Origin of the sequence: Pseudomonas sp. SMN11 (assembly GCF_052041945.1) — a bacterium.
Classification (GTDB): domain Bacteria; phylum Pseudomonadota; class Gammaproteobacteria; order Pseudomonadales; family Pseudomonadaceae; genus Aquipseudomonas.
Genome location: NZ_JBKGGW010000029.1, coordinates 47,808 through 73,702, shown reverse-complemented (window position 1 = coordinate 73,702; position 25,895 = coordinate 47,808). Strand labels below are relative to the sequence as shown.

Below are 25,895 nucleotides of genomic sequence, written 5' to 3'. Positions count from 1 at the left end.
TACCGTTCGACTTTTTGCCAAACGAACTTACATGAATTATTTCCACTCGACGCTAATCGACAGTTAATTAGTGAAAAACCCTACAAGATTATAAGAAGAGCGAAGCTCCTCTGAGAATTGATTCCTCGTTAGTGTTCAGGTGCAGATCAGATGCACCTGTTTGCTAACCAACCGTTGGGCGGCAAAGCCGCGCGAAGACGGGTGAAAGGAGTCCCTTATGCCTAGACAATCCGATCTCCATTTCAGCTTCCAGCCCCTGGCGGCTGATATCGAACTCGAAGTGGTGTCGTTCGAGCTCAAGGAGGCCCTCAGCACACCCTTCCAGTTGCAATTGGAGCTCATCAGCTTCTACGACGACATCGACTTCGCCCAACTGCTCGACAAGCCCGCATTGTTCACCATCTGGGACGCAGATCGTCCGGTGCGTTACGTACACGGCCTGATCAGCAGTTTCCGCCAGGGCGATAGCGGCTTCCACCGCACCCGTTATCACGCCCTGGTCGAACCACAGCTGGCCCGCGCGGGGCTGCGCTCTAACTGGCGCATCTTTCAGCAGAAAACCGCTCTACAGATTCTCGAACTGATGCTCCAGCGCCAGCGCATCCTGCGCTTCGAACTGCGCACAGCCCGTGAACCCCAGATCCGTGAATTCTGCGTCCAGGCTGGTGAGACCGATCTTGACTTCATCGCCCGCCTAGCCGCAGAAGAAGGCCTCGTCTACAGCTTCGAACACACCCCCAATCAGCACACGCTGCTCATCACCGACAGCTTGTTATCGCTGGGGCTGATCAGACAGGGCCCCATTCAGGCCAAGAGCAAGCACCAACGGTCCTACGAAGCGCAGGATGCAAGCCACCCCGCCTCTGTGCTGTACCACGTCAACAGCGGTGGCGACCAGGCGCAGCCTTGCCTGCGGCGCTTCCACTACAGCGAGAACGTCCGCACTGCGAGCCAGGCCCAGCGTGACTACACCTTCACCCGCCCGGCCGATCGCCTGGATCAGCAAGCCAGCGCCAATGTGCATCCATCCATGAATTACGAGCGCTTCGACTACCCCGGGCGCTATAAGGATAAAGCGGTTGGCATCCCTTTCACCCAGACCCGTTTGACCGGCTTGCGCCACGACGCCCGTATTGCCGAAGTCACAGGCGACGACGTACGCCTGCAACCAGGCCACGCCTTCACCCTCACCGGCCACCCGCGCAAAAATCTCAATGTGCTCTGGCGGGTGATCAGCGCCCACCACGCGGGCAGCCAGTTCACCAGCCTGCAGGAAGGCGCCGCCGACGCCAAAAAAGGCACCCATTACGTGCAAAACGCGGTACTGGCCCCCGGCATGGCCGAATGGCGGCCGCCGCCCCTGCCCCGACCGCGTGTCGACGGCCCGCATATGGCCACCGTGGTCGGCCCGCCCGGCGAGGAGATCTTTTGCGACAACTGGGGCCGGGTCAAGGTCAGCTTTCCCTGGGACCGGGAGAGCAAGAGCAACGCGTTCAGTTCCTGCTGGGTGCGCGTGTCGCAAGGCTGGGCAGGCGGCAGCTGGGGCTCGATGGCTATCCCGCGCATCGGCCAGGAGGTGATTGTCCATTACGTCAATGGCGACCCCGACCAGCCAATCATCACCGGCCGCACCTACTGCGGCAACCAGCGGCCGCCGTACGACCTGCCGGAACACAAGACGCGCATGACCATCAAGAGCCAGACCCATAAGGGCGATGGCTATAACGAGCTGCGTTTTGAAGATGAGCTGGGGCGGCAAGAGGTGTTCATCCATGCTGAGCGGGACCAGAACAATGTGGTCAAGCATGATGAGACCACCCGTGTCGGGCGCAACCGCGTCGAGCAGGTCGGCAATGACGAACAGCTGAAAGTGGGTAATGACCTGCTCCAGGAAACCGGGCGCGACTGTACTCGACGGATCGGGCGTACCTGCCAGGTAGACATAGGCAAAGACCTGGTCGAGCAGATCGAAAATGATCATCGTGAGACCACAGGTGCCAATCACCATGTCGCCATCGGTGGGCAGAGTGAGCTGCACGTCAAAGGGCGACAGCAGATCAGCATCGGCGGGGGCGTGAGCCAGCAAACGACGCTCTACCAGCTGCAGGCCAGTGAGCGCATCGAGTTCAGAAGCCCCGGCGGCAGCATCGTGCTGGATCAGCAGGGTATCACCCTGAACGGCCTGTCACTCACGTTGTTAGGTCCGACCAAAGCGGCCACAGAGGGATCGGGAAACACGCTGATCCTGGATCTGCTCGCCAATGACAGCGAGGGGTGTGAGGAAAAAGGCCGATGAACAGTGAAGCCTTGGTCGAACTCATCAACGAGCACCACCGCCCCGGGCTGCACAGCTATGTGCTGCTGGACCCGCTGGCAGTCCCGAAAGACAACGAACATTCATTATTCGCAAGCCTGAAGTCGGTATTGGGCGACAGTGCAATGACACGCGTGGGTCGGCCTGACCTGCCCCATTCAGCTGAGATGCATCCCGTGCTCGTGTGCCTTGACTCAACCGGCAGCTTGCCTGACGCGGCGCTGCTAGAGCTGACCGCACAGGCTGCAGAACAAGACATGCATCGGCGCAAGCGCCAAGTCTGCAGCTGGCTGCTCAGTGAAGCGGCGCCCTCTGCTATTGCATCCCACCTGACCGCGCTGTGCCATTTGCCCGAAGCATCCGGATCGAATTCGTTTCACCCTGTTTACGAACCGCTACGCCTGGAATTGCTGGCCGCGTTGTTCGAGCGAGCGGAACAGGGACCATGGTGGCCTATTGAGCGCTGGGTGTTCTTATCCAGTGGCGGCAGCCTGGCGAGCCTGAAAGGTCAGCCCCACACAAGGCGCGATTTGCCTGCGGGCGCCATCCATGTCCAGCGGGACACCGCGCTTATCGAGGCCGTATTAGCCGCATGGAGGACATTGCCTGCGCTTCCCGGCGCCCGCGAATTCCCTCCTTTTGCCGCCGTACGTGCGTCCAACCATATCGATGATGCTCGCGGACTCGGCCTGAAGGTTGAGCAGGACATCCTGGTAATGGCCCTTCACCTGCTACGGCTGCACCCGCAGCTCCACACCCAGAAAGCCGTGCGCGACATGATCGAGGTGACCATCCGTCAGCAACGGCCACTCGCCGAGATGTTTGCGCATTTTTCCGATTCAAGCTGGCAACGCCTGGTTGCTGCCACTCCCCAGCCAGAGGCCTATCCATGAGCATCACTCAAGACATTGCCAATGCAGTCGCTGAAGTCGACTTTCTTCTCACCCCCTGCAAAGCCTGCCAGCGCCAGGGCCTGCCCATCCTGCCCCTGCGCCACGCCGTAGTCCCCGATACCCATCCCGCCAGCGACCCCGCCACACAAACCCGAGTGGGCCTGCGCACCTTGCGCAGCGGCTACCTCTATGTGCTGCTCGACCAACGCATCTGGCATGCCTACGAAGTCACCGCGCAAGGCCACCTGCGCCGCTTCAATCCCTACGAGCCAAACCCGGGACCACCACCGTCGCTGCCCGAACGCTGCATGCATGAAGACCACGACATCCCCTCGTCCTTCCTCAACATCGACACCGACACCTACGGTTCGGCCTGGCTGGCCTTTGCCAGCGATCCCTGGCCGGTCAGCGTGCTGCAGGCCTACAAAACTGGCCAGGCGCCTGCGCATCGCTTCGAGGGCCTGGACCTGATCCAAGCGCGCAAACACCCCGAACTGCTGGGCCTGGCCATGACCCCGGACAACCTTCAGGTCGACCGCCAGGTATTCGAATACGCCCAGCAGTTGAACGGACCGTTCGACAGCGCCCACGGTTTCCACAGCCGCTTCCTGCGCAAGACCGCCCTGCGCGGTTACGTGATCAACGCCATGGCCCGGCACCAGTTGGAAAACGGCGTGCTGGCGGTAGTAGTCGACGACACCGTCGGCCTGATCCAGGAATACAACCACCAGCGCCTGAACTGGGTGGTCAAGCGCCAGACCTGGCGCGAAGACCCACTGCGCGCCTACCAGCTGCAGACCTCGCAAATCCTGCAGATCATCCGCGCCACCCAGCGCGAATGGGCGGCGCAGAAAGTGTTCACGTTCGAGGCACAGACCGGTGATGGGCCACCTGTGTTCACCGATCCCGAGATACAGCGCCAACCGGTGGTCGAGATGCGCCAGCAAGAGAGCGACGAAAAGCTCGAGGAGCGCTATGACGAACCCCGGCGTGCGGCGTTCCACGCGGAGTATGAGCAAGAGGAAGCCCGCTTCCAGGCCTACATCGACCGCCATACCAGCACCTACGCGGAACTCTGCGAGAGCGCGGCCTTCGCCCTCATCGAACGCCATGACTACGACGGCCGGGACCGCGAGTCGGGCATCGCCTACAGCAAGACCATCGCTGCCTGCCTTACCGGTGGCATCACCGAGGCGCCAGCCGCCAGCGCCGAACCGTCCCCGCCAGCCCCCGGCACCAGCAAAGCGCTGTGGCTGAAGTGGCTGCAGGACCCGAACAGCCCACCGTACCGCGCTTTGATGCTGCGCGACGGCCCTCTGATGGCAGCGCTGCTGCCAAGTTTCTCGGCGACCGAGCCTACCTACTGGAACGACAGCGAAAAGCTCTACAACGCATTGAGCAAGCTCATCGCCAGTGATGACATCGGCTTCAAGCTGCGTGACTCGCTCAAGCAAGCTATCACCGAACTGCAAGGATCGGTCAACGCCGCCAGCCAGCACCTGCAAACGCTGCTCGATCCTGGCATCCAGCAGGCCGTGCGGCACCTGAACAGTGCCAGCCAACGGGTCTACAACGGCGTGCATCTCATCGAGTTACAGGTACAAATGAAGCTAGGCGAGTACTACGCCCTACAGAGCGCGCACCTGCGTGAAATACAGAACAGCGCCAGCGAAAAACTGGCCAAAGCGCGCGCGGATGTGATGCCGTCTCTCGACGAACTGAAAGCCGGCGTGCAGAACGAAGCGCGCAAGGTAAAACCGATCATCCAGAACGGCCTGCTGAGCCTGGCCGTGCTCGACCCGAAAGTGGCGCATACCCTGATCCAAGTCAGCGTCTGGGTCGAGGGTACGGCGCACGAGCTGCATGAACGATTGGCCAGGGAGGTGAAGCTCAATGTCAATCAGCTGAACGATGCCGTAAAGATGGCGTTGGTGGAAATTACGGTTGCGGCGGGAACGCTGGAGTTGGATGCGCGCAAGACACTGAATGGCATGAAAATCAGTGCTGGGCAGGCTTCACAGTTGGTGCGGGACAGTTTTACGGGGCTGCGGGGAACGGGAAAAGGCTGGGAGTTGCTGCTGTCCCTGGGCGGGCTGTATTTATTGAACGATAGTCTTGGCAAGAACCTGAAGAATGCGGAGGAGGCGATGGGGCCTAAGGCCGGTGAAGCCATGCTGGCGCTGTATGGGGCCAAGCTGGGAATTATCGGCGGCGGTATAGAGATGGTTGGGCTTCTGATGCCGCGCAAGGCAAGTACAAGCAGTCAAATGTCTCTTGGCCGTAGCGTTGCCAGAATTGGCGGCGTACTTAATGCCGCAGCAGGTATTTTTGAGGCTGCGCAGGCATTGACTGCTTACGGCCGCACTGAAAAAACCGGAGATAAAAGGGCTGCCAGGCATTATATTATTGCTTCACTGGCTAGTTCAGTTGCCGCTGGCGCAGGTGCCTTGGGAGTGTTCAACCCACTGGCTCTAAAAGCCATTGGAGTCGCCATTATATCAAGCTTGGCTGCATACATATTCAACAAGATAGCCGAGAAAAACGAGTCAACCGCATTGGAGTTATGGGCTCGCCGTTGTTATTTCGGTCATGCTGATGAAACACCTCGTACACACTGGAACTCTCCAAACCACGCAGACATAGCGCTAGCAGCGCTAAACGCAGCATCACTGGGTGCAACAGGCGGACTCAAGTTTGAAACCGTCATTGCAAGCGAAATCAGCAATACCAAAATTGGAGTGCCCATTGACCTGCAGAGTTTCTTGAAGTTCCGGATAACACTCCCCAATTTCAACAGTTCATCCGCTGGCTATCAATGGGCAGTCCTGATCCACAGACACGGCGACGGCGCCCCTCCCCATTACACTGGCGGAGAAGTTATCGTTTCACAAGAGTACTTCCCTCCAGCACTTACACCCGCTGCCTTGAAGAGGGTTTCGCTGCCCCCCTCAAAATCGACAAACAAAGCGGATTACAAACTTGAAAGTTTGGAAATCACAGTGAGCCATCAACCTCTCCAACCCAGAGTCAGCCAGTCGATAAAAACCTTTACCGGGCAAATAGAACTAACTCAAGACACAGGCAGACACAACATCCTGTCAGCCTCCTTGACTATTACTTACTGGCCGGACCGCAGCATCCCTCAGGCCTATGCCGAAATTTCGCTTCAGGAGAATAAATAATGGAGAAGCCTGATCGAGGCCTAGGTTGGAAGTACGACTTACCCGCCCCTAATGCCGAAGCGAATATTAACCCTAGCTTTAAAAATCCGCCTCGCGCCTCAATCGACATGAATGAAAACCACCTCGAACTACCCCGAGTCACCTTGAAGCTGAGAGGTGGCTGGATTGTCATAGGCGTGACCATATCAATCATGGCCCTGTACTTCACAATTGATTATTTCAGCCGCTTCCCGCTCAAGCTAAATTCGGCAGGAATAGAAGAGCTCTCTTGGTATATTTTCTTTCATGCCTGCATCCTCTGCCTCCTCACTCCTTACATCCGAATGGATTTTGGCTTTCCTCGAAATGAACCCATCCGTTTCAACAGACAACGTCGCAAGGTCTATTTCTATCAGTACAGATTCGAGCTACTCAACCCATTTGGCAGAAAAAACTGGGGGGTGAAGCCCGTCGCGTATGACTGGGATGACCTTACGCTCGAGGCATACCGGATTTATGCTCCCGGCTACGGTGGGTTCAAGGAAGAAGTGAAGATATCGATCTGCAAACCCGGCACCAACGAAGTAATCGACCGAGTCTTCTTTACCGACGATATAGAGGAAGGCGAGCAGTACTGGGCCATCGTCAGGCTTTTCATGCAACAAGGCCCTGAAGCGCTTCCCGAGTTCCTCCATCCTTCCAATTGCAAGGACGAGACCGCGAGTCCTAGCACTGAGGGAAAAATAGCTTTCCGTAATCCGTTCGACCGCCTGGCCCCCGAAGTCAATTGGCCCGCTGAAATGGACCTGGAATCCCGCACCGCCCCCACCCCAAGAGAACAACCATGAAACCTGTGGTACTCGTCGGCCACTCCCATGCCTGCCCGCTCCACGGCAAAAGCGTCGTGGAAACCGGCAGCTCCAACTACACCTTCAACGGCAAGGCCGTGGCCAGGGTCGGCGACCGGACAAGTTGCGGGGCAGTGATCGTCAGCGGCTCGGCGGCCTACCAGATCGAAGGCAAGGCCGTGGCGCGCCAGGGTGATCGTACTGACCATGGCGGGTATCTGGAAGAAGGCGATGCTGGCTGGCAACTTGAATGATCTGGCGGGTCATACATAAAGGGGGCTGCTTTGCAGCCCTTTCGCGACACAAGGCCGCTCCTGCAAGGGAACGCGATCTCCTGTAGGAGCGGCCTGGTGTCGCGAAAGGGGCGCAAAGCGCCCCCAGCGATTTATCAGGCCACCGCCAACTCCACCGCCCCGCCATTCAAGCGCACCGGCCACACCCGCAACCGCTGCCCGGCATCTTCCAGGCATGCCCCGCTCTGCAGGCTGAAGTGCTGCTTGTACAAGGGCGCCGCCACCACCAGCTCCCCCTGCAAGCTACCCACCAGCCCGCGGCCGATGATATTGGCCCCCGACCGCGGATCACGGTTGTCCACCGCGTACAGGCTCTGCTCCAGTTCGGGCAGGTAGAACAACGCCACCTGCGCCCCCTCAAGCCACACCACCACGCCAGAGTCGGCCACCAGGTCATCGGCCTGGCACACCGCCTGCCAGTTTTCTCGGGTTTTCACAGCAGCATTGGACAGATTCATCAGACAGCCTCCTCGACAGTTGGGATCAGGTGCAGCGGTGCAGCCGGCCGACGTTGATCGCGTTCGCGCACGAAGTGCACGTCCGGGTCGGCGCGCTTGTCGTTGACGAAGGTGCGGAAGCGCTTGAGCTTCTCGGGGTCGTTGAGGGCGTTGGCCCATTCGCATTCATACTGGTCGACTACATGCTGCATCTGCGCCTCCAGCTCGGCCGCCAGGCCCAGGCTGTCGTCGAGGATCACCTGCTTGAGGTAGTCGAGGCCGCCTTCCAGGCTTTCGCGCCAGACCGAGGTGCGCTGCAGCTTATCGGCCGTGCGGATGTAGAACATCAGCACGCGGTCGATCAGGCGCACCAGGGTTTCGTCGTCCAGGTCGGTGGCGAACAGTTCGGCGTGGCGCGGGCGCATGCCGCCGTTGCCGCAGATGTACAGGTTCCAGCCCTTGTCGGTGGCGATCACGCCGATGTCCTTGCTCTGCGCCTCAGCGCACTCACGGGTGCAACCGGAAACCGCGAACTTGAGCTTGTGCGGGCTGCGCAGGCCCTTGTAGCGATCTTCCAGGCGCAGGGCCATGGCGACGCTGTCCTGCACGCCGTAGCGGCACCAGGTGCTGCCCACGCACGACTTCACCGTGCGCGTCGACTTGCCGTAGGCGTGGCCGGTCTCGAAGCCGGCTGCGATCAGCTCGCCCCAGATCAGCGGCAGCTCGTGCAACTGGGCGCCGAACAAGTCGATGCGCTGGCCACCGGTGATCTTGGTATAGAGGTCGTACTTTTTCGCCACCTGGCCGATCACGATCAGCTTGTCGGGGGTGATCTCGCCACCCGGGATACGCGGCACCACCGAGTAGGTGCCGTTCTTCTGCATGTTGGCCATGAAGGTGTCGTTGGTGTCCTGCAGCGGCACCAGCGCCGGGTCCATGATCGGCTGGTTCCAGCAAGAGGCGAGGATCGAGCCCACTGCGGGCTTGCAGATGTCGCAACCGACATGGCCTTTGCCGTGGCGTTCGAGCAGTTCGTTGAAGGTGCGGATACCCTCCACTCGCACCAGCCCGTAGAGTTCCTGACGGGTGTAGGCGAAATGTTCGCAAAGGCTCTTGTCGACGGTCACGCCACGGGCGGTAAGCTCGTGTTCGAACACCTGCTTGAGCAACGCTGCGCAGCCGCCGCAGCCAGTGGCCGCCTTGGTGCAGCCCTTGACCGCAGCGAGGTCGCCGCAGCCACTGTCGATGGCCGCACACACTGCGCCTTTGCTGACGTTGTGGCACGAGCAGATGGTCGCGCTGTCGGGCAGCGCGTCGGCACCGAGGGCCGGTGCACCACCGCCCTGCGGCAGGATCAGCGCTGCCGGCTCGGCCGGCAGGGCAATGCCGTTCTGGGCGTACTGCAGCAGGGTGTCGTAGTAGCTGTTGTCGCCCACCAGCACCGCGCCGAGCACGTGCTTGCCGCTGGCATCCACCACCAGCCGGCGGTAGGCGCTGTTGGCCTCGTCGATGAAGCGGTAGCTGCGCGAACCCGGCGTGGCGCCGTGGGCATCGCCGATGGAGCCGACATCCACGCCCAGCAGCTTGAGCTTGGTCGACATGTCGGCACCGGTGAATGCGTTTGCAGCTTCACCCGTCAGCAGCGCAGCCAGGTTGCGCGCCATGCTGTAGCCCGGGGCGACCAGGCCGAACACGCTGCCGTTCCACGAGGCGCATTCGCCGATGGCGAAGATGCGCGGGTCGCTGCTGCGGCAGTGGTTGTCGATCACCACGCCACCGCGTGCAGCGATCTCCAGGCCACAGGCTCGGCCGAGGGCATCCTGCGGGCGGATACCGGCAGAGAACACGATCAGGTCGGTTTCCAGGTGCTCGCCGCCGTCGAAATTCATGCGGTAGCGGTAGGCTTCTCCCGCGCTGATCGACTGGGTGGCACGCGACAGGTGCACGCCCACACCCAGCGCTTCGATCTGCGCCTTGAGCGCGGCGCCACCCTCGCCGTCCAGCTGCACCGGCATCAACCTTGGGGCAAACTCCACGACGTGCGCTTCAAGGCCGAGGGACTTCAATGCGTTGGCGGCTTCCAGGCCGAGCAGGCCGCCACCGACCACCACGCCACGGCGCGCCTGGCCGGCAGCGGCGCGAATGGCATCGAGGTCGTCGAGGGTACGGTAGACCAGGCGGGCGTTGCCGCTGGAGCCTTCGATCGGAGGCACGAACGGGTAGGAACCGGTGGCCAGGACCAAGTGGTCATAGGCGTAGCGACCCTCGGCAGTCACCACCTCGCAGCGTTCGCGGTCGACTTCCAGCACCGCTTCGCCCAGGTGAAGGTGTACGCCGCTGTTGCCGTAGTAATCCTGCCCGCACAGGGCCAGGGTTTCGGCACAGCTACCGGCGAAATATTCCGACAGATGTACGCGGTCGTAGGCTCGCTGGCGCTCTTCGCCGAACACATGCAGCTCGAAGCGCTCCAAGGCGCCGCGCTCGACCAGTTGCTCCACGCAGTGGTGGCCGACCATGCCGTTGCCGACGATGACCAGTCGCTCTCGTTGCCCGCTCGCTGTTGCCTTCATAAGCCGATCCTCGATCAAAAAAAAGGCGCCTGGAGCCGAAGCTCCAGGCGCCTTTGCCTGTATTCATCACGGTGGGTGGCCCGGGTTGATCGCCGTTGATCAGTGGGCTTTGTTGTATCAGGGATAAAGCAGGGACTGTGCCAATTGGTTTGCCTGTGCTGGCCTCTTCGCGGGCAAGCCCGCTCCCACAGGGACCGCACAGGGTTCAGCAGCGAGGTAAACCTGTGGGAGCGGGCTTGCCCGCGAAGAGGCCGGCACAGCCAACGCACATTTCAAGTGCAGCACTCCCCATTCTGGAGCACATCAATACACATCACGCCGGTACCGCTTGGCCTTGCTCAACGCTTCGACATAGGCATCGGCATCCACGCCCCCGTGCACGGTTATGACCTCACGCAACGCCGCATCCACATCCTTGGCCATGCGCTGCGCATCACCACACACATAGAAATACGCCCCCGCCTCCAACCACTGCCACAGCTGCGCCCCCTGTTCGAGCATCCGCTGCTGCACATAGATCTTCTCGGCCTGGTCCCGCGAGAACGCCGTGTCCAGGCGCAGGTGGCCGCTCGCCTGCCAAGCCTGGAGCTGTGCCTGGTAATAGAAATCCGTGGACGCATACTGCTCGCCGAAGAACAGCCAGTTTTTGCCTTTGGCACCGTGTGCCTCGCGCTCTTCGAGGAAGGCACGGAACGGCGCGATGCCGGTGCCGGGGCCGACCATGATCACCGGCACGTCGTTGTCCTCGGGCAGACGAAAGTGCTTCGATACCTGCGGGAAGATCGCCACCTTCAGTGACTGCGCCCGATCAGCGAGGAAGGTGGAGCACACGCCCTTGCGCTCGCCATAGCGCACCGTGGAAACGGTCAGGTGTACCTGGTCCGGATGAGCCAATGGGCTTGAGCTGATCGAATACAGGCGCGGCTGCAGTGGCTTGAGCAGATCGAGCCAGGTGGCCAGCGGCAACTGCTGAGGGAACACCCGCAGCACGTCGACCAACTGCCGGCCCCACAGCCACTCCCGAAGTTCGGCCTTGCACTCGGGTTGCAGCAGCCGTTGGAGGTCAGCGGCATACGTGCTGAACACCTGCAGTTGCTGCGGGGTGACTTTGGCGATTTCCAGATGGCTTTCCAGAGCCTCGGCCAGTGGCATCGCCGGCTGCCCTTTCAATTCCACCAACGCCTGGCCATCGAGATGCATCAGCGCCAGCAGTTCCTCGACCAGCGTCGGGCAGTTGCGCGGCCATACGCCCAAGGCATCACCGGTGGAATAGCTGAAGCCGCTGCCGGACAGGTCGAACACCAGCTGGCGGGTTTCCTTGCTGGCACCCGGGCCGTTGAGCAGGTGATTTTCCAGCAGCGGGGCCGAAAACGGTTGCTGCTTGCTGTAGCTCTCGACTGGCGCAAGTTCACTAAGCGGTGCTGGTGAGCTTGCGCTGCCGAGCTCCGGCAGCAGGGCTTCGAGCCAACCGGTGAATGCCTCATCAAAATCCGGTTCGCAATCGACCCGCTGTAGCAAGCGGCGCCCGCCCAGTTCGGCCAGACGCTGGTCAAGCTTGCGGCCAAAGCCACAGAACTGGTCGTAGCTGGAGTCGCCCAGGGCCAGCACCGCGTAAGGCAACTCTGCGCAGCAGGCGCCCTGCTCACTCTGCAGCGCCTGCCAGAATGCCGTGGCGCTGTCGGGCGCATCACCATCGCCGAAGGTGCTGGTGATCAGCACCACACTGGCGGCGCCTTGCAACTGGCTGGGGCTGACCGCCTCCATGCAGCTGAGCTGTACCTCCAGACCCGCGCCGCGCAAACGCTCGGCACAACGCTCGGCAAGCGCCTCGCCATTGCCCGTCTGCGAAGCCCACAGCACCTGGTGGCGCGGCGCGGCAACGGCCGGAGCGGCGGCTGGCTGCGCAAACAACCCTGCCAGCAAACCATCGACGAACAGCCGCAGCGAAGCAGCCAACGGCGCGCTGGCCGGCAAACTGGGCACGCCCTCGGTACGCGCCTGGTCGAGGCCGAGCAGAAAGCCCTGCAGGTAATGACGCTCGTCATCGGCCAGCACCGGGGCTGGCAGGGTGTCCAGGCCAAGCAGGCGGGACAGGGTCGCGGTCGGCATGCGGGCAGGCTCCGGGATGGCAGTGTTCAGTTCAAGGGCATCGATGCGCTCGCCAGCAACCCGTTCCAGCGCCACCGCGCAATGTTTGAACGCCGGCTGCAGCGACAGCGGATCGACTGCGTCACAGGTGACGGCATTGATCGCCAACTGCTCGCCGATCAGGTCATTCCAGTGGAATGGCGCAAAGCAGTTGCCAGGCATGACCCGATCGCTGATGCGTGCCGGCAATACGGCCTGGCCGCGACGTGAGCGGATGGCAACCTGATCCTTGTCGGCGATGCCCAGGCGGGCAGCATCATCAGGGTGGACTTCAACAAAGGGCCCGGGCTCCAGCTTGTTCAACGCCGGCACCTTGCCGGTCTTGGTCAGGGTGTGCCACTGGTGCTGCACACGGCCGGTGTTGAGTACCAGCGGGTAGTCGGCGTCTGGCAGCTCGGGTGCCGGCAGCCAGGGCCGGGCGAAGAAGCGCGCCTTGCCGCTGGTGGTGGGGAATGCCAGTGCAGGCGCATTGCCCTCGGCATCGCGCAACAATGACTGACTGCTGCCGTCGTTCAGGTAACGCAGCGGGCTGCGGTCATCTTCGCGCCCCGGCGCGCAGGGCCATTGCCGTGGGCCATGGCGCAACTGCTCATAGCCGATGCCTCGCAGATCGTAACCGGTTGCCGGATTCCAGAAGCGTCGAATCTCGTCGTACACCGCCTCGGCGTCGGGGTAATCGAAGGCCTCGGCGTAGCCCATGGCGCAGGCGACCCGGGCAATGATCTGCCAGTCCGCCAGGCTCTGGCCCGGGGCCTGAACCGCATGTGGCATCAGTGTCAGATTGCGTTCGCTGTTGATCATCACGCCCTCGCCTTCGGCCCACAGCGCGGCGGGCAGGAGGATATCGGCGTAGCGGTTGGTTTCGGTGTCGAGAAAGGCGTCCTGGGTGATCACCAGTTCGGCCTGGCGCAGGCCATCGATCACTTGCTGGCGGTTGGCGACGCTGGCCACGGGGTTGCTGCAGATCACCCAGCAGGCTTTCACCTCGCCGGCCTTCATCTGCTCGAACAGCGCGATCGTGCCCTCGCCACCTTCGCTACGCAGGGTTCCCGGTTCCAGGCACCATTGTGCCTCGACGAAGGCACGGTCCGCCGCCACCAGCGCCGAACGCTGGCCCGGCAGGCCCGGCCCCATGTAGCCCATTTCGCGACCGCCCATGGCATTGGGCTGGCCGGTCAGCGAAAACGGCCCGCTGCCGGGACGGCAGATGGCGCCGGTGGCCAGGTGCAGGTTGCACAGGGCGTTGCTGTGCCAGGTACCGTGGACGCTCTGGTTGAGGCCCATGGTCCAGCAGCTCATCCACTCCCTGGCCGTGCCGATCCATTCCGCCGCCTGGCGGATGTCGGCTTCACGCAGGCCGGTAATGGCGGCCACGCGCTCCGGGGTGTAATCGTCGAGGAAGGCCGGTAGCTCGTTCCAGCCTTCGGTGTGGCGGGCGATGAATTCAGGATCGGTGTGGCCGCTGTGGTGCAGCAGGTGCAGCAGGCCGTTGAGCAGGGCCATGTCAGTGCCGGGGCGCACCTGCAGGAACAGGTCGGCCTTGTCGGCCGTGGCGGTGCGCCGTGGGTCGACGACGATCAGCTTCGCGCCGGCCTTGACCCGGTCGAGCAGGCGCAGGAACAGGATCGGGTGGCAGTCGGCCATGTTCGCGCCGATCACCAGGAATACCTCGGCGCGGTCGAAATCCTGGTAGCTGCCGGGCGGGCCGTCGGCGCCGAGCGACAGCTTGTAGCCACTGCCGGCACTGGCCATGCACAGCCGCGAGTTGGACTCGATATGCCGGGTGCGGATAAAACCCTTGGCCAGCTTGTTGGCCAGGTACTGGGCCTCCAGCGACATCTGCCCGGACACATACAGCGCTACGGCGTCGGCGCCGTGCTGGTCGATGATGCCGCGCAGGCGCTCGCCGGCCTGGGCAATGGCCTGGTCCAGGCTGCTGCGCGCCGGCTGCTGGCAGCGTTGCTGGCGCACATAGGCGTCCTCCATGCGCCCGGCGGCAGTCAGTGGCAGGTGCGCGGTGAGGCCCTTGGTGCACAGGCGGCCGAAGTTGCTCGGATGCTGCTTGTCGCCGCTGATCTTGCTGACCTTGCCGTCCTTGATGCTCATGACGATGCCGCAACCGACGCCACAATAGGGGCAGACGCTGCGTACTTCGCGGGTGGTCATGGGCGGTCTCCCCTTTCAGGAACGCAAAAAGGCGCCGGCTGCCCGGGCTTGCATGGCAAGCGGGGCAACACGGCGCCTTTGTCGTGAGGTTTCTGGGCTGTCGACATTGATAGCCCTGGATAGTGGTCATTCAGCAATTAATGGGCCAACTGTACCGGCCCTTTCGCGGGGCCCGCTCCTACAGGGATCGAGAGGCTCCAAGCGCACGGATATCCTGTAGGAGCGGGCTTGCCCCGCGAAGAGGCCGGCACAGGCAGCGCACCACGCGGTGGCAAGCGAACTACCCATGGCGCTATGCTGGGGCAATTTCCAGCAAGAGCTACAGCCCGCATTCCATGTCCAAGGTGATCCTCAAGACCCCCGCCCAACTCGAACTGATGCGCAACGCCGGCCGGCTGTTGGCCCAGGTGTTCGCCGAACTCGACAGCTTCATCCGCCCCGGCGTAACCACGATGCAGATCAACGACCGCGCCGAGGCCTTCATCGTCCATACCCTCAAGGCCCGCCCGGCCAGCAAGGGCCAGTACGGCTTCCCCTATTCGCTAAATACCTCGGTTGACCATGTGGTCTGCCACGGCATCCCCAAGGTCGATGAAGTGCTGAAGGAAGGCTCGATCATCAACGTCGACATCACTCTCGAACAGGGCGGCTACATTGCCGATTCGTCAAAGATGTACAGCATCGGGGCGATCAGCGAAGACGCCCAGCGGCTGGTCGACACCACCTACGACGCGCTGTGGAAAGGCATCGAACAGGTACGCCCCGGGGCGACCCTGGGTGACATTGGCCACGCTATCCAGGCCCATGCCGAAGCGGCCGGCTACAGCGTGGTACGCGAATACTGCGGCCATGGCATCGGCCAGCAGATGCACGAAGGGCCCGAGGTACTGCATTTCGGTGTGCGCGGCATGGGCATGAAGTTGCAGCCAGGGATGGTGTTCACCATCGAACCGATGATCAACCAGGGTGGACGCGGGACGCGGACGCTGAAGGATGGCTGGACGGTGATTACCCGGGACCACTGCCTGTCGGCACAGTGGGAGCATACGGTGGCGGTGACTGAAGAGGGGGTCGAGGTGCTGACGTTGCGGGAAGAGGAGCGTCGACGCTGAGATCGCTGGGGGCGCTTTGCGCCCCTTCCGCGACGCAAGGCCGCTCCTACAGAAGATCGTGCTCCCTTGTAGGAGCGGCCTTGTGTCGCGAAAGGGCTGCACAGCAGCCCCAAGATCGACCAAGCACCGCAATTCTTCAGAATGCAGAAACAAAAAAAGCGACCCTAAGGTCGCTTTCTTTGTGGCTTCCGGGTGTTCAGTGGGCCCTGGAAGCGGAATATGGCGCAGCGGACGGGACTCGAACCCGCGACCCCCGGCGTGACAGGCCGGTATTCTAACCGACTGAACTACCGCTGCGCTATTCAACGAGTGGTGGGTGATGACGGGATCGAACCGCCGACCCTCTGCTTGTAAGGCAGATGCTCTCCCGGCTGAGCTAATCACCCATTCGTCTCGGTGAGGCGCGCATATTACGGAGCAGCCGATCGTTTGGCAAGTCCTTGATGCATATTTTTTTCTCTAACTGGCGCATCGCGAGCTTTGCTCGCTCCTACGGGATTTGCGTCAGGCGGCGTCAAACGACAGGCACAAAAAAAGCGACCCTAAGGTCGCTTTCTTTGTTACTTCCGGGTGTTCAGTGGGCCCTGGAAGTGGAATATGGCGCAGCGGACGGGACTCGAACCCGCGACCCCCGGCGTGACAGGCCGGTATTCTAACCGACTGAACTACCGCTGCGCTATACATCGAGTGGTGGGTGATGACGGGATCGAACCGCCGACCCTCTGCTTGTAAGGCAGATGCTCTCCCGGCTGAGCTAATCACCCTTCGTCTCGGTGTGGCGCGCATTCTACGGAGGGCCTGCCACCCTGGCAAGCACTTTTTAAAATTTTCTCAAAAAAAATTCCAGGGCTTTCAAAGACCTAGCGCAGCCGGGGCATTTCTTCCCTTATATGACCCTGCTGGCCCTCTGACAGGGTTGGCCTGCGGGCACTGCTCGGAGAATAATGCCCGCCTTATGCATTAAGGAGAGATTGCCCCCCATGTGGTTCAAGAACCTGCTGTCCTACCGCCTGACCCAGGAAGTACCGTTCGAGCCTGAAGCGCTGGAAGCCGCGCTGGCCACCAAGCCTGCCCGCCCCTGCGCCAGCCAGGAGCTGACCACCTACGGTTTCATCGCGCCGTTCGGCAAGGGTGAAGACGCTCCCCTGGTGCACGTCAGCGGTGAATTCCTGCTGGTTGCCGCGCGCAAGGAAGAACGCATCCTGCCGAGCAGCGTGGTTAACGATGCGGTGAAGGAAAAGGTCGAAGAGATCGAGACCGAGCAGATGCGCAAGGTCTATAAAAAAGAGCGCGACCAGATCAAGGACGAGATCATCCAGGCCTTCCTGCCGCGCGCGTTCATCCGCCGCTCGATGATCTTCGCCGCCATCGCCCCACGCTTAGGCATGATCCTGGTCAACTCGGCCAGCGCCAAGCGCGCCGAAGACCTGCTGTCGACCCTGCGCGAAGTGATGGGCTCGCTGCCGGTGCGCCCGGTCACCGTCAAGATCGCACCGACCGCGACCATGACCGACTGGGTCAAGTCGCAACAGGCTGCCGAAGGTTTCTATGTACTGGACGAGTGCGAGCTGCGTGACACCGCCGAAGACGGCGGCATCGTACGCTGCAAGCGCCAGGACCTGACCAGCGAGGAAATTCAGCTGCACCTGAGCACCGGCAAGGTGGTCACCCAGCTGGCCCTGGCCTGGCAGGACAAGCTGTCGTTCGTGCTCGACGACAAGATGGTGATCAAGCGCCTGAAGTTCGAAGAGCTGCTGCAGGAGCAGGCCGAACAGGACGGTGGCGAGGAGGCTGCGCAGCAGTTCGATGCCAGCTTCCAGCTGATGATGATGACCTTTGCCGAGTTCCTGCCGGCGCTGTTCGAAGTGCTGGGTGGTGAAGAGATTCCGCAAGGGGTCTGATTCGGTTTGAAATGCCGGTGCTGGCTGGTTTTGTTGTGGCCAGGACCGGCCTCTTCGCGGGCACGCCCGCTCCCACAGGTACTCCACAGTGTTCAGATTCTGTGGAGTACCTGTGGGAGCGGGCGTGCCCGCGAAGAGGCCAGTGAAATTCACGAAAAGCTATAAATAGAAAAGGAATTGCCCCATGCGCGCCCTCGCCGCCTTCAGCCGCTTCGTCGGCAACACCTTCGCCCTGTGGGTGCTGGTGTTCGCCGTACTGGCCTTCCTGATGCCCCAGTGGTTCATCGCCCTCAAGGTCGCCATCGTGCCGCTGCTGGGCCTGGTGATGTTCGGCATGGGCCTGACCCTCAAGCTCGACGACTTCGCCGCCCTCGCCCGCCAGCCCTGGCGTGTGGCCCTGGGCGTGGTGGCGCACTTCGTGATCATGCCGGGCATGGCCTGGCTTTTGTGCCAGCTGTTCCACCTGCCGGCGGAAATCGCCGTGGGCGTGATCCTGGTCGGCTGCTGCCCGAGCGGCACGGCGTCGAACGTGATGGTCTGGCTGTCCAAGGGCGACCTGGCGCTGGCGGTAGCGATCGCCGCGGTCACCACCCTCCTCGCCCCGCTGCTGACCCCGGCACTGATCTGGTTCCTGGCCTCGGCCTGGCTGCCGGTTTCCTTCATGGACATGTTCTGGTCGATCCTGCAGCTGGTGATGCTGCCGATCGTTCTCGGCGTGCTGGCCCAGCGCCTGCTGGGTGCTCGGGTGCAGATGGCGGTGCAGGTGCTGCCACTGGTGTCGGTGGTGAGCATCGTGATGATCGTCTGTGCGGTGGTGGCGGCCAGCCAGGCCAAGATCGCCGAATCCGGTTTGCTGATCATGGCGGTGGTGGTGCTGCACAACACCTTCGGTTACCTGCTGGGTTACCTCACCGGCCGGCTCTGCAAGCTGCCGCTGGCCCAGCGCAAGTCGCTGGCACTGGAAGTGGGCATGCAGAACTCGGGGCTGGGGGCGGCGCTGGCGGCAGCGCATTTCTCGCCGCTCGCAGCGGTGCCGAGCGCGCTGTTCAGTGTCTGGCACAACATCTCCGGAGCGCTGCTATCGACCTGCTTCCGGCGGATGGAAGAGCCTTCGACCGAGGCTGAAGAGGTTGAGCCGGCCAGGCATTGATGTGTACCCTGATGGCCACTGTGAGGACGACCTCACGACGCACTGCGTGACCATCCCGGGGACGGCCCCATCATTTGCAACGATGGAGACGCATCATGTCCTGGATCATCCTGTTCTTCGCCGGCCTGTTCGAGGTCGGCTGGGCCGTCGGTTTGAAGTACACCGACGGCTTCAGCAAACCCCTCCCTACCGTACTGACAGTCGCCGCCATGGCCATCAGCCTGGGCCTGCTGGGCCTGGCCATGAAGGAGCTGCCGCTGGGCACCGCCTATGCCATCTGGACCGGCGTCGGCGCCGTCGGCACGGTGATCGCCGGGATCATCCTGTTCGGCGAGTCGATGGCCCTGGTGCGGCTGGCCAGCGTGGCGCTGATCGTCACCGGCCTGATCGGCCTGAAAGTCAGCGCCAGCTGATCCCCTTAACGCAGGCCGCCGCGCAAGCGGCTGACCTGCTCACGCAAGGCGTCTGGCTGCGCCGCCTCCACCGGGATGGCGGCGCCGGCCACGATGGTCACCCGCGACCACAGGCGCTTGAAGAAGCCCTTGGCTGGGTCACGGCTGAAGAAGCTCCCCCACAGGCCCTGCAGCGCCAGCGGAATCACCGGCACCGGGGTTTCTTCGAGGATGCGGCTGACGCCCCCCTTGAACACATCGATCTCGCCGTCGCCCGTCAGCTTGCCTTCCGGGAAAATGCACACCAGCTCACCGTCCGCCAGGTATTCAGCGATACGAGCGAAGGCTCGCTCGTAGGTGGCCAGGTCCTCGTTGCGCCCGGCAATCGGAATGGCGCCCGCCGTGCGGAACACGAAGTTGAGCACCGGCAGGTTGTAGATCTTGTAGTACATGACGAAGCGGATCGGCCGGCGGATCGCCCCGCCCAGCAGCAATGCATCGACGAAGGACACGTGGTTGCACACCAGCAGCGCCGCGCCTTCGTCAGGGATGCGTTCGAGGTCGCGGTGCTGCACGCGGTACATCGAGTGGCTGAGCAGCCAGATCAGGAAGCGCATGGTGAACTCGGGCACGATCCTGAAGATGTAGGCATTGACCAGCACGTTCAGCAGCGACACCACCAGGAACAGCTGCGGAATGCTCAGCTTGAGCACGCTCAGCAGGACGATGGTGAAGATCGCCGAGACCACCATGAACAGGGCGTTGAGGATGTTGTTGGAGGCGATCACCCGGGCCCGCTGATCCTCGGCGGTGCGTGCCTGGATCAGGGCGTACAGCGGCACGATGTAGAAGCCACCGAACACACCGAGGCCGACGATCGACACCAGGATCCACCAGGCCTGGTGCATGCCCAGCAACGCCAGCCAGTCGTGCGGCTGGGCGCCAGCCGGCACATCACCCGAGTGCCACCACCAGAGCAGGCCGAACAGGGTCAGGCCGAACGAGCCGAACGGCACCAGGCCGATTTCCACCTTGCGCCCACTGAGGCGTTCGCACAGCAGCGAACCCAAGGCGATGCCCACCGAGAACAGGGTCAGCACCAGGGTCACGGCGGTCTCGTCACCGTGCAGCCACTCCTGGGCGTAGGTCGGGATCTGGGTCAGGTAGATGGCGCCGACGAACCAGAACCACGAGTTGCCGACGATCGAGCGCGACACCGCCGGGGTCTGCCCCAGGCCCATGCGCAGGATCACCCACGACTGCTTGAAGATGTTCCAGTCCAGCGTCATCTGCGGCGACGCGGCCGCGGCACGAGGAATCCAGCGGCTGGCCAGGTAGCCCAGCACAGCAGTGCCGACCACACCACCAGCCACCACCGTGGCGTAGCTGTCGTGGGCCATCATCACCCCGGCACCGATGGTGCCGACCAGGATGGCGAGGAAGGTGCCCATCTCCACCAGGCCATTGCCTCCGACCAGCTCTTCTTCACGCAGGGCCTGGGGCAGGATCGAGTACTTCACCGGGCCGAACAGCGCCGAGTGGGTGCCCATGCCGAACAGCGCCACCAGCATCAGCGTGAGGTGGTTGGTGACGAAGCCGACGGCGCCGACCGCCATGATGGCGATTTCGGCCAGCTTGATCGCACGGATCAGCGCATCCTTGGCGAACTTCTCGCCGAACTGCCCGCCCAGCGCCGAGAACAGGAAGAACGGCAGGATGAACAGTAGCGCGCAGAGGTTGACCCAGATCGAACGGTCGCCGTCGCCCAGGCTGAGCTTGAACAGGATCGCCAGGATCAGCGACTGCTTGAACAGGTTGTCGTTGAAGGCACCCAGCAACTGGGTGACGAAGAACGGCAGGAAACGCCGCTTGCCGAGCAAGGTGAATTGCGAGGGGTGACTCATCGTCCTTGTTCCTGAGTGTCTTTTGTCATTGGAGGCACGCGGAGCGTTGCGAGCCACAAATCTGCATGGGAATGCTTGTGCATGGCAAGGAACACGAGGCAATTCAGGAACCCGCTCACACTTTGATATCACAGTGACATTAATTTCCCTTCAAATCGCTGTTCAGATTCTGTTACTTACGCCGATAATTCATATAGATGACTATATCTAACTGAGGGAACAGACCTCAGGTCTCCTCCAACGCACAAGAAAAGGAGCTCGGCAGTAATGTTTACCTGGTTTGGCGACCTCAGGATCGCCCATAAACTCTTCATAGGTTTCGGCCTGGTACTGTGCCTGACACTCGTGCAGTCGCTGATCAGCTGGGACGGCCTGGGCAGCCTGGTCCGGCGCAGCGAGGTGGTCAGCGACGTTTCGCGCCTCAACGACGCCCTCGGCGACCTGCGCGAAGCGCGCTTGCGTCACGCCATGGCCAACGGCGCCCCAGCCGAGAGCAAGCAGCTGCAAGCTGCACTGGAGGCCTTCAAGCCGACATTGGAGAAGCTGCGCGAAGTGATGATCAAGGCGCGGACCCATGCGCTGATCAACACTGCCGACCAGGCACTGCAGGGCTACAGCGGCAACCAGGCCGCCAGTTTCCGCTCCTATGAAAAGATGCGCGCCGCCCAGAAGGAAATGGGCGTGCTGGCCACTCAGTCGTTCGCCAGCATCGAGCAGATTCGCAATCAGGTGCGTGCCTTGCCCGATGCCGAGCAGCGGTTCGTGCGCATCGAGGCGATCAACCAGATTCGCGAAAACCTGATTCTGCTGCGCTACCACGTTCGCGGTTATACCGGTAACACCAACGCCGAGACCGAGAAGCTGATGAACGCCCAGATCGCCACCACGGTAAATGACCTGCCCGGGCTGGTCGCACGCTTCAACGGCAATTTCCCGCAGCAGTTCCAGCAGCTGGAGCAGCAAGTGCAGGCCTATGCCAAGGCCGTCGAGGCGTTCCGTGGCGAAGTCAGCCACCTGGTGGGCTACCGCGCCGCCATGGCCAACGACATCGAGACCCTCAACGGTGTCATCGGCCAACTGCTGGACGACCAGGCTGTGCTCGTCGCCAAGGACAGCCACTTCGCCCGCACCCTGCAGATCGCCACTACCCTGCTCGCCTTGCTTATCGGCGCCCTGGCTGCCGTGGTCATTGCCCGGCAGATCAGCCAGCCGCTGCGCCAGGCACTGCAAGCCATGGAACAGGTGGCTGCCGGTGATCTCAGCGAACAACCGAGCAGCCGCCGCCGCGACGAAGTCGGCCAGCTGCAGAACGCCCTGCAAGGCATGACCCGTAACCTGCGCGAGCTGATCGCCCAGGTGCGCGATGGCATTTCGCAGATTGCCAGCGCCACCGAGGAGCTTTCGGCGATCACCGAGCAGACCAGCGCCGGCGCCAACAACCAGAAGGTGGAAACCGACCAGGTGGCCACGGCCATGCAGGAAATGGCTGCCACCGTGCACGAAGTGGCGCGCAATGCCGGCGAAGCCTCTGCGGCCGCCAGTGCCACCGACGAAGAAGCCCGTGAAGGCGACGGCGTGGTCAACCGCGCCGTGGCCCAGATCAGCCGACTGGCCAGCCAGGTGGACGCCACTGGCGAAGCCATGGGCGCGCTGCGCACCGAGAGCCAGCGTATCGGCAAGGTCATGGACGTGATCAAGGCCGTGGCCGAACAGACCAACCTGCTGGCGCTCAATGCCGCCATCGAAGCGGCACGGGCCGGTGAAGCGGGCCGTGGTTTTGCGGTGGTGGCCGATGAAGTGCGCAGCCTTGCACAGCGTACCCAGGCCTCGACACTGGAGATCGAGTCGGCGATCGGCAGCCTTGAAGACGGTACCCGTTCGGTAAGCGAGTTGATGGAGCAGAGCCAGAGCCTGACCGAAAGCAGCGTGGCGCTGGTGCGTGAGGCCGGGGTGGCACTGGAGGGGATTACCCAGCGTGTGTCGGGGATTCAGCTGATGAACCAGCAGATTGCGGCGGCTTCGGAGCAGCAGAGCGCAGTGGCTGAAGAGATCAGCCGCAGCGTGGTGACAGTGCGGGATATTTCCGAACAGACCGCCGAGGCCAGTCAGCAGACTTCGGTATCCAGCGTGGAGCTGGCGCGGTTGGGTGGGCAGTTGCAGCAGATGATCAGCCGGTTCCGCTTCTGATCCATGGATCTGAACGCTGCACTGCCTGTAGGAGCGGCCTTGCGTCGCGAAAGGGCCGCAACGCGGCCCCAGGGTCCTGCGGCGAGGCTGCAATTGCTGGGGGCTGCCATGCAGCCCTTTCGCGACGCAAGGCCGCTCCTACAAAGACTGTGGCGCCTTGAACATGGCGCTTCATGAGAAGCCGAACAGCTTGCGCGCGGTATCGACCAGCAGCGCCCGGCGCAATTCAGCCGAGCAGCCCAAGGCATCGAACTGCTCGACAACCCTGGTAAAGCTCACGGCTGACTCATGCTGGGTATGCGGCCAGTCACTGCCCCACATCAACCGCTCGGCACCATAGTGGGCCTCAAGCGCACACAGGGCCTGCCCTGCAAACGCCAGGTTCTGCTCCTGCGTGCCTTCCAGCCGATAAATCCCGGACACCTTGACCCACACCTTGCCTTTGCCGCCGAGCGTCAACAGCTCGGCAAAGCCCGGTTGCCCAAGCCCCAGACGGGCATCGGGCCGACCGAAATGGTCAACCACAATGTGTAGACCATAAGGCTCCAGGGCCCGCACGAGCGCAGGAATATCCGCCACATGGCGGTGCAGCTCCAGATGCCAGCCCTGCTCGCCGATACGCTCCAGCAGCGGCCGCCACTCGGCGCCCGTCAGATCTGGCAGCGCCTGCCCCATGAGGTTCAGGCGCACGCCCCTGACCCCAAGCTGATTCATCTCATGCAACGTCTCGTGCTCGACGTCCCGGTCAAGCATCACCACCCCGCGCAGTTGCCCCGGCAGGGTTTGCAGGGCGCTGAGCAGGTAGCGGTTGTCGGTGCCCAGGAAACTGGGCTGCACCAACACACCGTGGCTGAAACCATGAGCCAGCAACTGGCCCAGGTAATCGCCTAGTGGCGCATCGTAGCTGGGCGCGTAACGCCGCTCGCTGGCCAGGTTCAGCCCACGGCTGAACACGTGGGCATGGCTGTCGATGGCGGTCAGGTGTGAAACAGGAACGTCGGGCATGGTCATCACAGGACAGTCAGGTTACTTGGCGACAACGCCAGCCATTGCCGGCGCTGGCGTGGCCTCGAGGTTGCGGCCGCGGGTTTCCGGCAGACACAGCGCGGCGAGCATGGCCACGCCGTAGGCGATACCGGCATCGATACCGATCGCGCTACCCAGCGACATGGATTCGCTCATGTGCCCGACCAGGAACGGGAACACCGCCGACAGCACGCGGCCGAAGTTGTAGCAGAAGCCGACCCCGGCACCGCGCACGTCGGCTGGGTACAGCTCGTTGAAGAACGCCCCCAGGCTGGCCGGAATGCCGGCGGCGAAGAAGCCTAGCGGGAAGCCGAGGAACAGCATCTGGGTATTGGTCAGCGGGAAGAACACATAGGCCTGCACGGTGAGCACGCAGCACAGCGCGAACAGCAGGATGTTCTTGCGACGGCCGATACGGTCGATCAGCAGGCCGCTGGCCACGCAACCACACCAGAAGGCGAAGATGATCACCGCCAGGTAGCCCCCGGAGTTCAGGACCGACAGGTTGCGTTCGGTCTTGAGGAAGGTCGGCAGCCAGGTCATCACCGCGTGGTAACCACCATGGGCACCCAGGCCCAGCAGGCCGCCCAGCAGGGTCACGCGCAGCAGTTCCGGGCGGAAGATGCCGGACATCGACTTGAAGAAGCTGCCGGGAATCGCCTGCTCCTTTTGCAGGCGCTGGAAGCTGTCCGGCTCCGGCACGTTGCGGCGCACCCAGATGATCAGCAGCGACGGCAGCAGGCCGACGAAGAACATCACCCGCCAGGCGTACTCAGCCGGCACCAGTGAATAGATCAGGGTGAACAGGCCCACCGCCAGGCCCCAGCCCACTGCCCAGGCGCTCTGCACCGTGCCCATGACCTTGCCGCGGTATTTCGGGTTGATCGTCTCGGCCATCAGCACCGCGCCAGCCGCCCACTCGCCACCGATGCCGAAGCCCTGCATGGCCTTGACGAACAGCAGCGGGTAGAAGCCGGTGACGAACGCTGAGAGGAAGGTGAAGAAGGAAAACCAGAGGATCATCCACTGCAGGGTCCGCACCCGGCCATAGCGGTCCGACAGAGTGCCACCGAGCCAGCCACCGATCGCCGAGGTAACCAGGGTCAGGCCGCTGATCAGGCCGGCATCGCCCTTGGTCAGGGAGAACGCGGCGATCAGCGCGGGGATGGCCAGGCCGAACATCTGCACTTCCAGCGCATCGAGCGACCAGCCACCGAAGCAGGCCCAGAACGTCTTGCGTTCCCGTGAAGTGATCTGGCGATACCAGCTGAACATGGTTGTTATCCTTCTTAGTCGTGTGTGTTACGGCCGGGCGTGCCGAAGCTCTGGGCACGTTGGCGACCGGGCAGGCGAAGCCACTGCGCCGTGGCAGAACGGCGCAGACGGGTAACGG

The 25,895-nt window shown here is 62.5% G+C and carries 16 protein-coding genes, 4 tRNA genes and 1 pseudogene; 11 read left to right on the top strand and 10 right to left on the bottom strand.

Annotated features, from left to right (window positions below):
- Window positions 1-217 precede the first annotated feature (217 nt).
- The 5 genes from ACLEJU_RS21335 to ACLEJU_RS21315 are packed head-to-tail and all read left to right on the top strand — an operon-like array spanning window position 218 to window position 7,470.
- A complete protein-coding gene (locus tag ACLEJU_RS21335) occupies window positions 218-2,296 on the top strand; it encodes a type VI secretion system Vgr family protein (RefSeq protein WP_440776744.1) in 2,079 nt (692 codons plus the stop codon).
- Complete coding sequence (locus ACLEJU_RS21330; protein WP_435425096.1) at window positions 2,293-3,207, top strand: hypothetical protein; 915 nt, start codon at window positions 2,293-2,295, stop codon at window positions 3,205-3,207. The genes ACLEJU_RS21335 and ACLEJU_RS21330 overlap by 4 nt, the downstream gene beginning before the upstream one ends.
- The gene (locus tag ACLEJU_RS21325) at window positions 3,204-6,389 is read left to right on the top strand and encodes a T6SS effector BTH_I2691 family protein (RefSeq protein WP_435425095.1); all 3,186 of its coding nucleotides are present in this window, start codon (window positions 3,204-3,206) and stop codon (window positions 6,387-6,389) included. Before ACLEJU_RS21330 ends, ACLEJU_RS21325 begins: the two co-directional genes overlap by 4 nt.
- Window positions 6,389-7,216, top strand: a complete 828-nt coding sequence (locus ACLEJU_RS21320) for a DUF6708 domain-containing protein (protein ID WP_435425094.1) — start codon at window positions 6,389-6,391, stop codon at window positions 7,214-7,216. The genes ACLEJU_RS21325 and ACLEJU_RS21320 overlap by 1 nt, the downstream gene beginning before the upstream one ends.
- Complete coding sequence (locus tag ACLEJU_RS21315) at window positions 7,213-7,470, top strand: PAAR domain-containing protein (protein WP_435425093.1); 258 nt, start codon at window positions 7,213-7,215, stop codon at window positions 7,468-7,470. The genes ACLEJU_RS21320 and ACLEJU_RS21315 overlap by 4 nt, the downstream gene beginning before the upstream one ends.
- A gap of 134 nt (window positions 7,471-7,604) precedes the next feature.
- Here ACLEJU_RS21315 and nirD read toward each other — a convergent pair whose 3' ends face one another.
- The 3 genes from nirD to ACLEJU_RS21300 all read right to left on the bottom strand — a co-directional run bounded on the left by nirD (window position 7,605) and on the right by ACLEJU_RS21300 (window position 14,830).
- Window positions 7,605-7,967, bottom strand: a complete 363-nt coding sequence (gene nirD / locus ACLEJU_RS21310; RefSeq protein ID WP_435425092.1) for a nitrite reductase small subunit NirD — start codon at window positions 7,965-7,967, stop codon at window positions 7,605-7,607.
- Window positions 7,967-10,516, bottom strand: a complete 2,550-nt coding sequence (gene nirB / locus ACLEJU_RS21305; protein ID WP_435425091.1) for a nitrite reductase large subunit NirB — start codon at window positions 10,514-10,516, stop codon at window positions 7,967-7,969. The genes nirD and nirB overlap by 1 nt, the downstream gene beginning before the upstream one ends.
- Before the next feature lie 303 nt (window positions 10,517-10,819).
- Complete coding sequence (locus ACLEJU_RS21300) at window positions 10,820-14,830, bottom strand: molybdopterin-dependent oxidoreductase (protein ID WP_435425090.1); 4,011 nt, start codon at window positions 14,828-14,830, stop codon at window positions 10,820-10,822.
- A gap of 335 nt (window positions 14,831-15,165) precedes the next feature.
- Between ACLEJU_RS21300 and map the strand changes: the two genes are divergently transcribed.
- Window positions 15,166-15,942: a type I methionyl aminopeptidase gene (gene map / locus ACLEJU_RS21295; protein WP_435425089.1), complete on the top strand. Its 777-nt coding sequence runs from the start codon at window positions 15,166-15,168 to the stop codon at window positions 15,940-15,942.
- Between the two features lie 220 nt (window positions 15,943-16,162).
- Here map and ACLEJU_RS21290 read toward each other — a convergent pair.
- The 4 genes from ACLEJU_RS21290 to ACLEJU_RS21275 form a co-directional block, all read right to left on the bottom strand.
- A tRNA-Asp gene (locus ACLEJU_RS21290) sits at window positions 16,163-16,239 on the bottom strand.
- Window positions 16,240-16,252: 13 nt separating this feature from the next.
- A tRNA-Val gene (locus ACLEJU_RS21285) sits at window positions 16,253-16,328 on the bottom strand.
- Window positions 16,329-16,540: 212 nt separating this feature from the next.
- Window positions 16,541-16,617, bottom strand: a tRNA-Asp gene (locus tag ACLEJU_RS21280).
- A gap of 13 nt (window positions 16,618-16,630) precedes the next feature.
- Window positions 16,631-16,706 (bottom strand) — tRNA-Val (locus ACLEJU_RS21275).
- A 216-nt stretch (window positions 16,707-16,922) separates the two neighbouring features.
- Here ACLEJU_RS21275 and rdgC point away from each other — a divergent pair.
- The 3 genes from rdgC to sugE all read left to right on the top strand — a co-directional run bounded on the left by rdgC (window position 16,923) and on the right by sugE (window position 19,406).
- Complete coding sequence (gene rdgC / locus ACLEJU_RS21270) at window positions 16,923-17,843, top strand: recombination-associated protein RdgC (RefSeq protein ID WP_103449541.1); 921 nt, start codon at window positions 16,923-16,925, stop codon at window positions 17,841-17,843.
- A gap of 184 nt (window positions 17,844-18,027) precedes the next feature.
- The gene (locus ACLEJU_RS21265; RefSeq protein ID WP_435425088.1) at window positions 18,028-18,993 is read left to right on the top strand and encodes a bile acid:sodium symporter family protein; all 966 of its coding nucleotides are present in this window, start codon (window positions 18,028-18,030) and stop codon (window positions 18,991-18,993) included.
- 95 nt (window positions 18,994-19,088) lie between these two features.
- A complete protein-coding gene (sugE, locus tag ACLEJU_RS21260; protein WP_103449539.1) occupies window positions 19,089-19,406 on the top strand; it encodes a quaternary ammonium compound efflux SMR transporter SugE in 318 nt (105 codons plus the stop codon).
- 5 nt (window positions 19,407-19,411) lie between these two features.
- Here the strand turns inward: sugE and ACLEJU_RS21255 are convergent, their stop codons facing one another.
- The gene (locus tag ACLEJU_RS21255; RefSeq protein WP_435425087.1) at window positions 19,412-21,289 is read right to left on the bottom strand and encodes an MFS transporter; all 1,878 of its coding nucleotides are present in this window, start codon (window positions 21,287-21,289) and stop codon (window positions 19,412-19,414) included.
- A 267-nt stretch (window positions 21,290-21,556) separates the two neighbouring features.
- On the opposite strand from ACLEJU_RS21255, the pseudogene ACLEJU_RS21250 reads away from it, so the two are divergent.
- Window positions 21,557-22,621 (top strand): annotated as a pseudogene (locus tag ACLEJU_RS21250) (methyl-accepting chemotaxis protein); the annotation flags it as partial.
- Entirely contained in the window at window positions 22,613-23,476 is an 864-nt protein-coding gene (locus tag ACLEJU_RS21245; RefSeq protein WP_435425098.1) for a methyl-accepting chemotaxis protein, read from the top strand. The pseudogene ACLEJU_RS21250 and the gene ACLEJU_RS21245, both read left to right, overlap by 9 nt.
- Window positions 23,477-23,647: 171 nt before the next feature.
- Here the strand turns inward: ACLEJU_RS21245 and ACLEJU_RS21240 are convergent, their stop codons facing one another.
- Together ACLEJU_RS21240 and ACLEJU_RS21235 are read right to left on the bottom strand one after the other, a co-directional pair.
- On the bottom strand, window positions 23,648-24,481 hold the full coding sequence (locus tag ACLEJU_RS21240; protein WP_435423804.1) for an amidohydrolase family protein: 834 nt from the start codon (window positions 24,479-24,481) through the stop codon (window positions 23,648-23,650).
- Between the two features lie 21 nt (window positions 24,482-24,502).
- On the bottom strand, window positions 24,503-25,777 hold the full coding sequence (locus tag ACLEJU_RS21235; protein ID WP_435423805.1) for an MFS transporter: 1,275 nt from the start codon (window positions 25,775-25,777) through the stop codon (window positions 24,503-24,505).
- Window positions 25,778-25,895 lie beyond the last annotated feature (118 nt).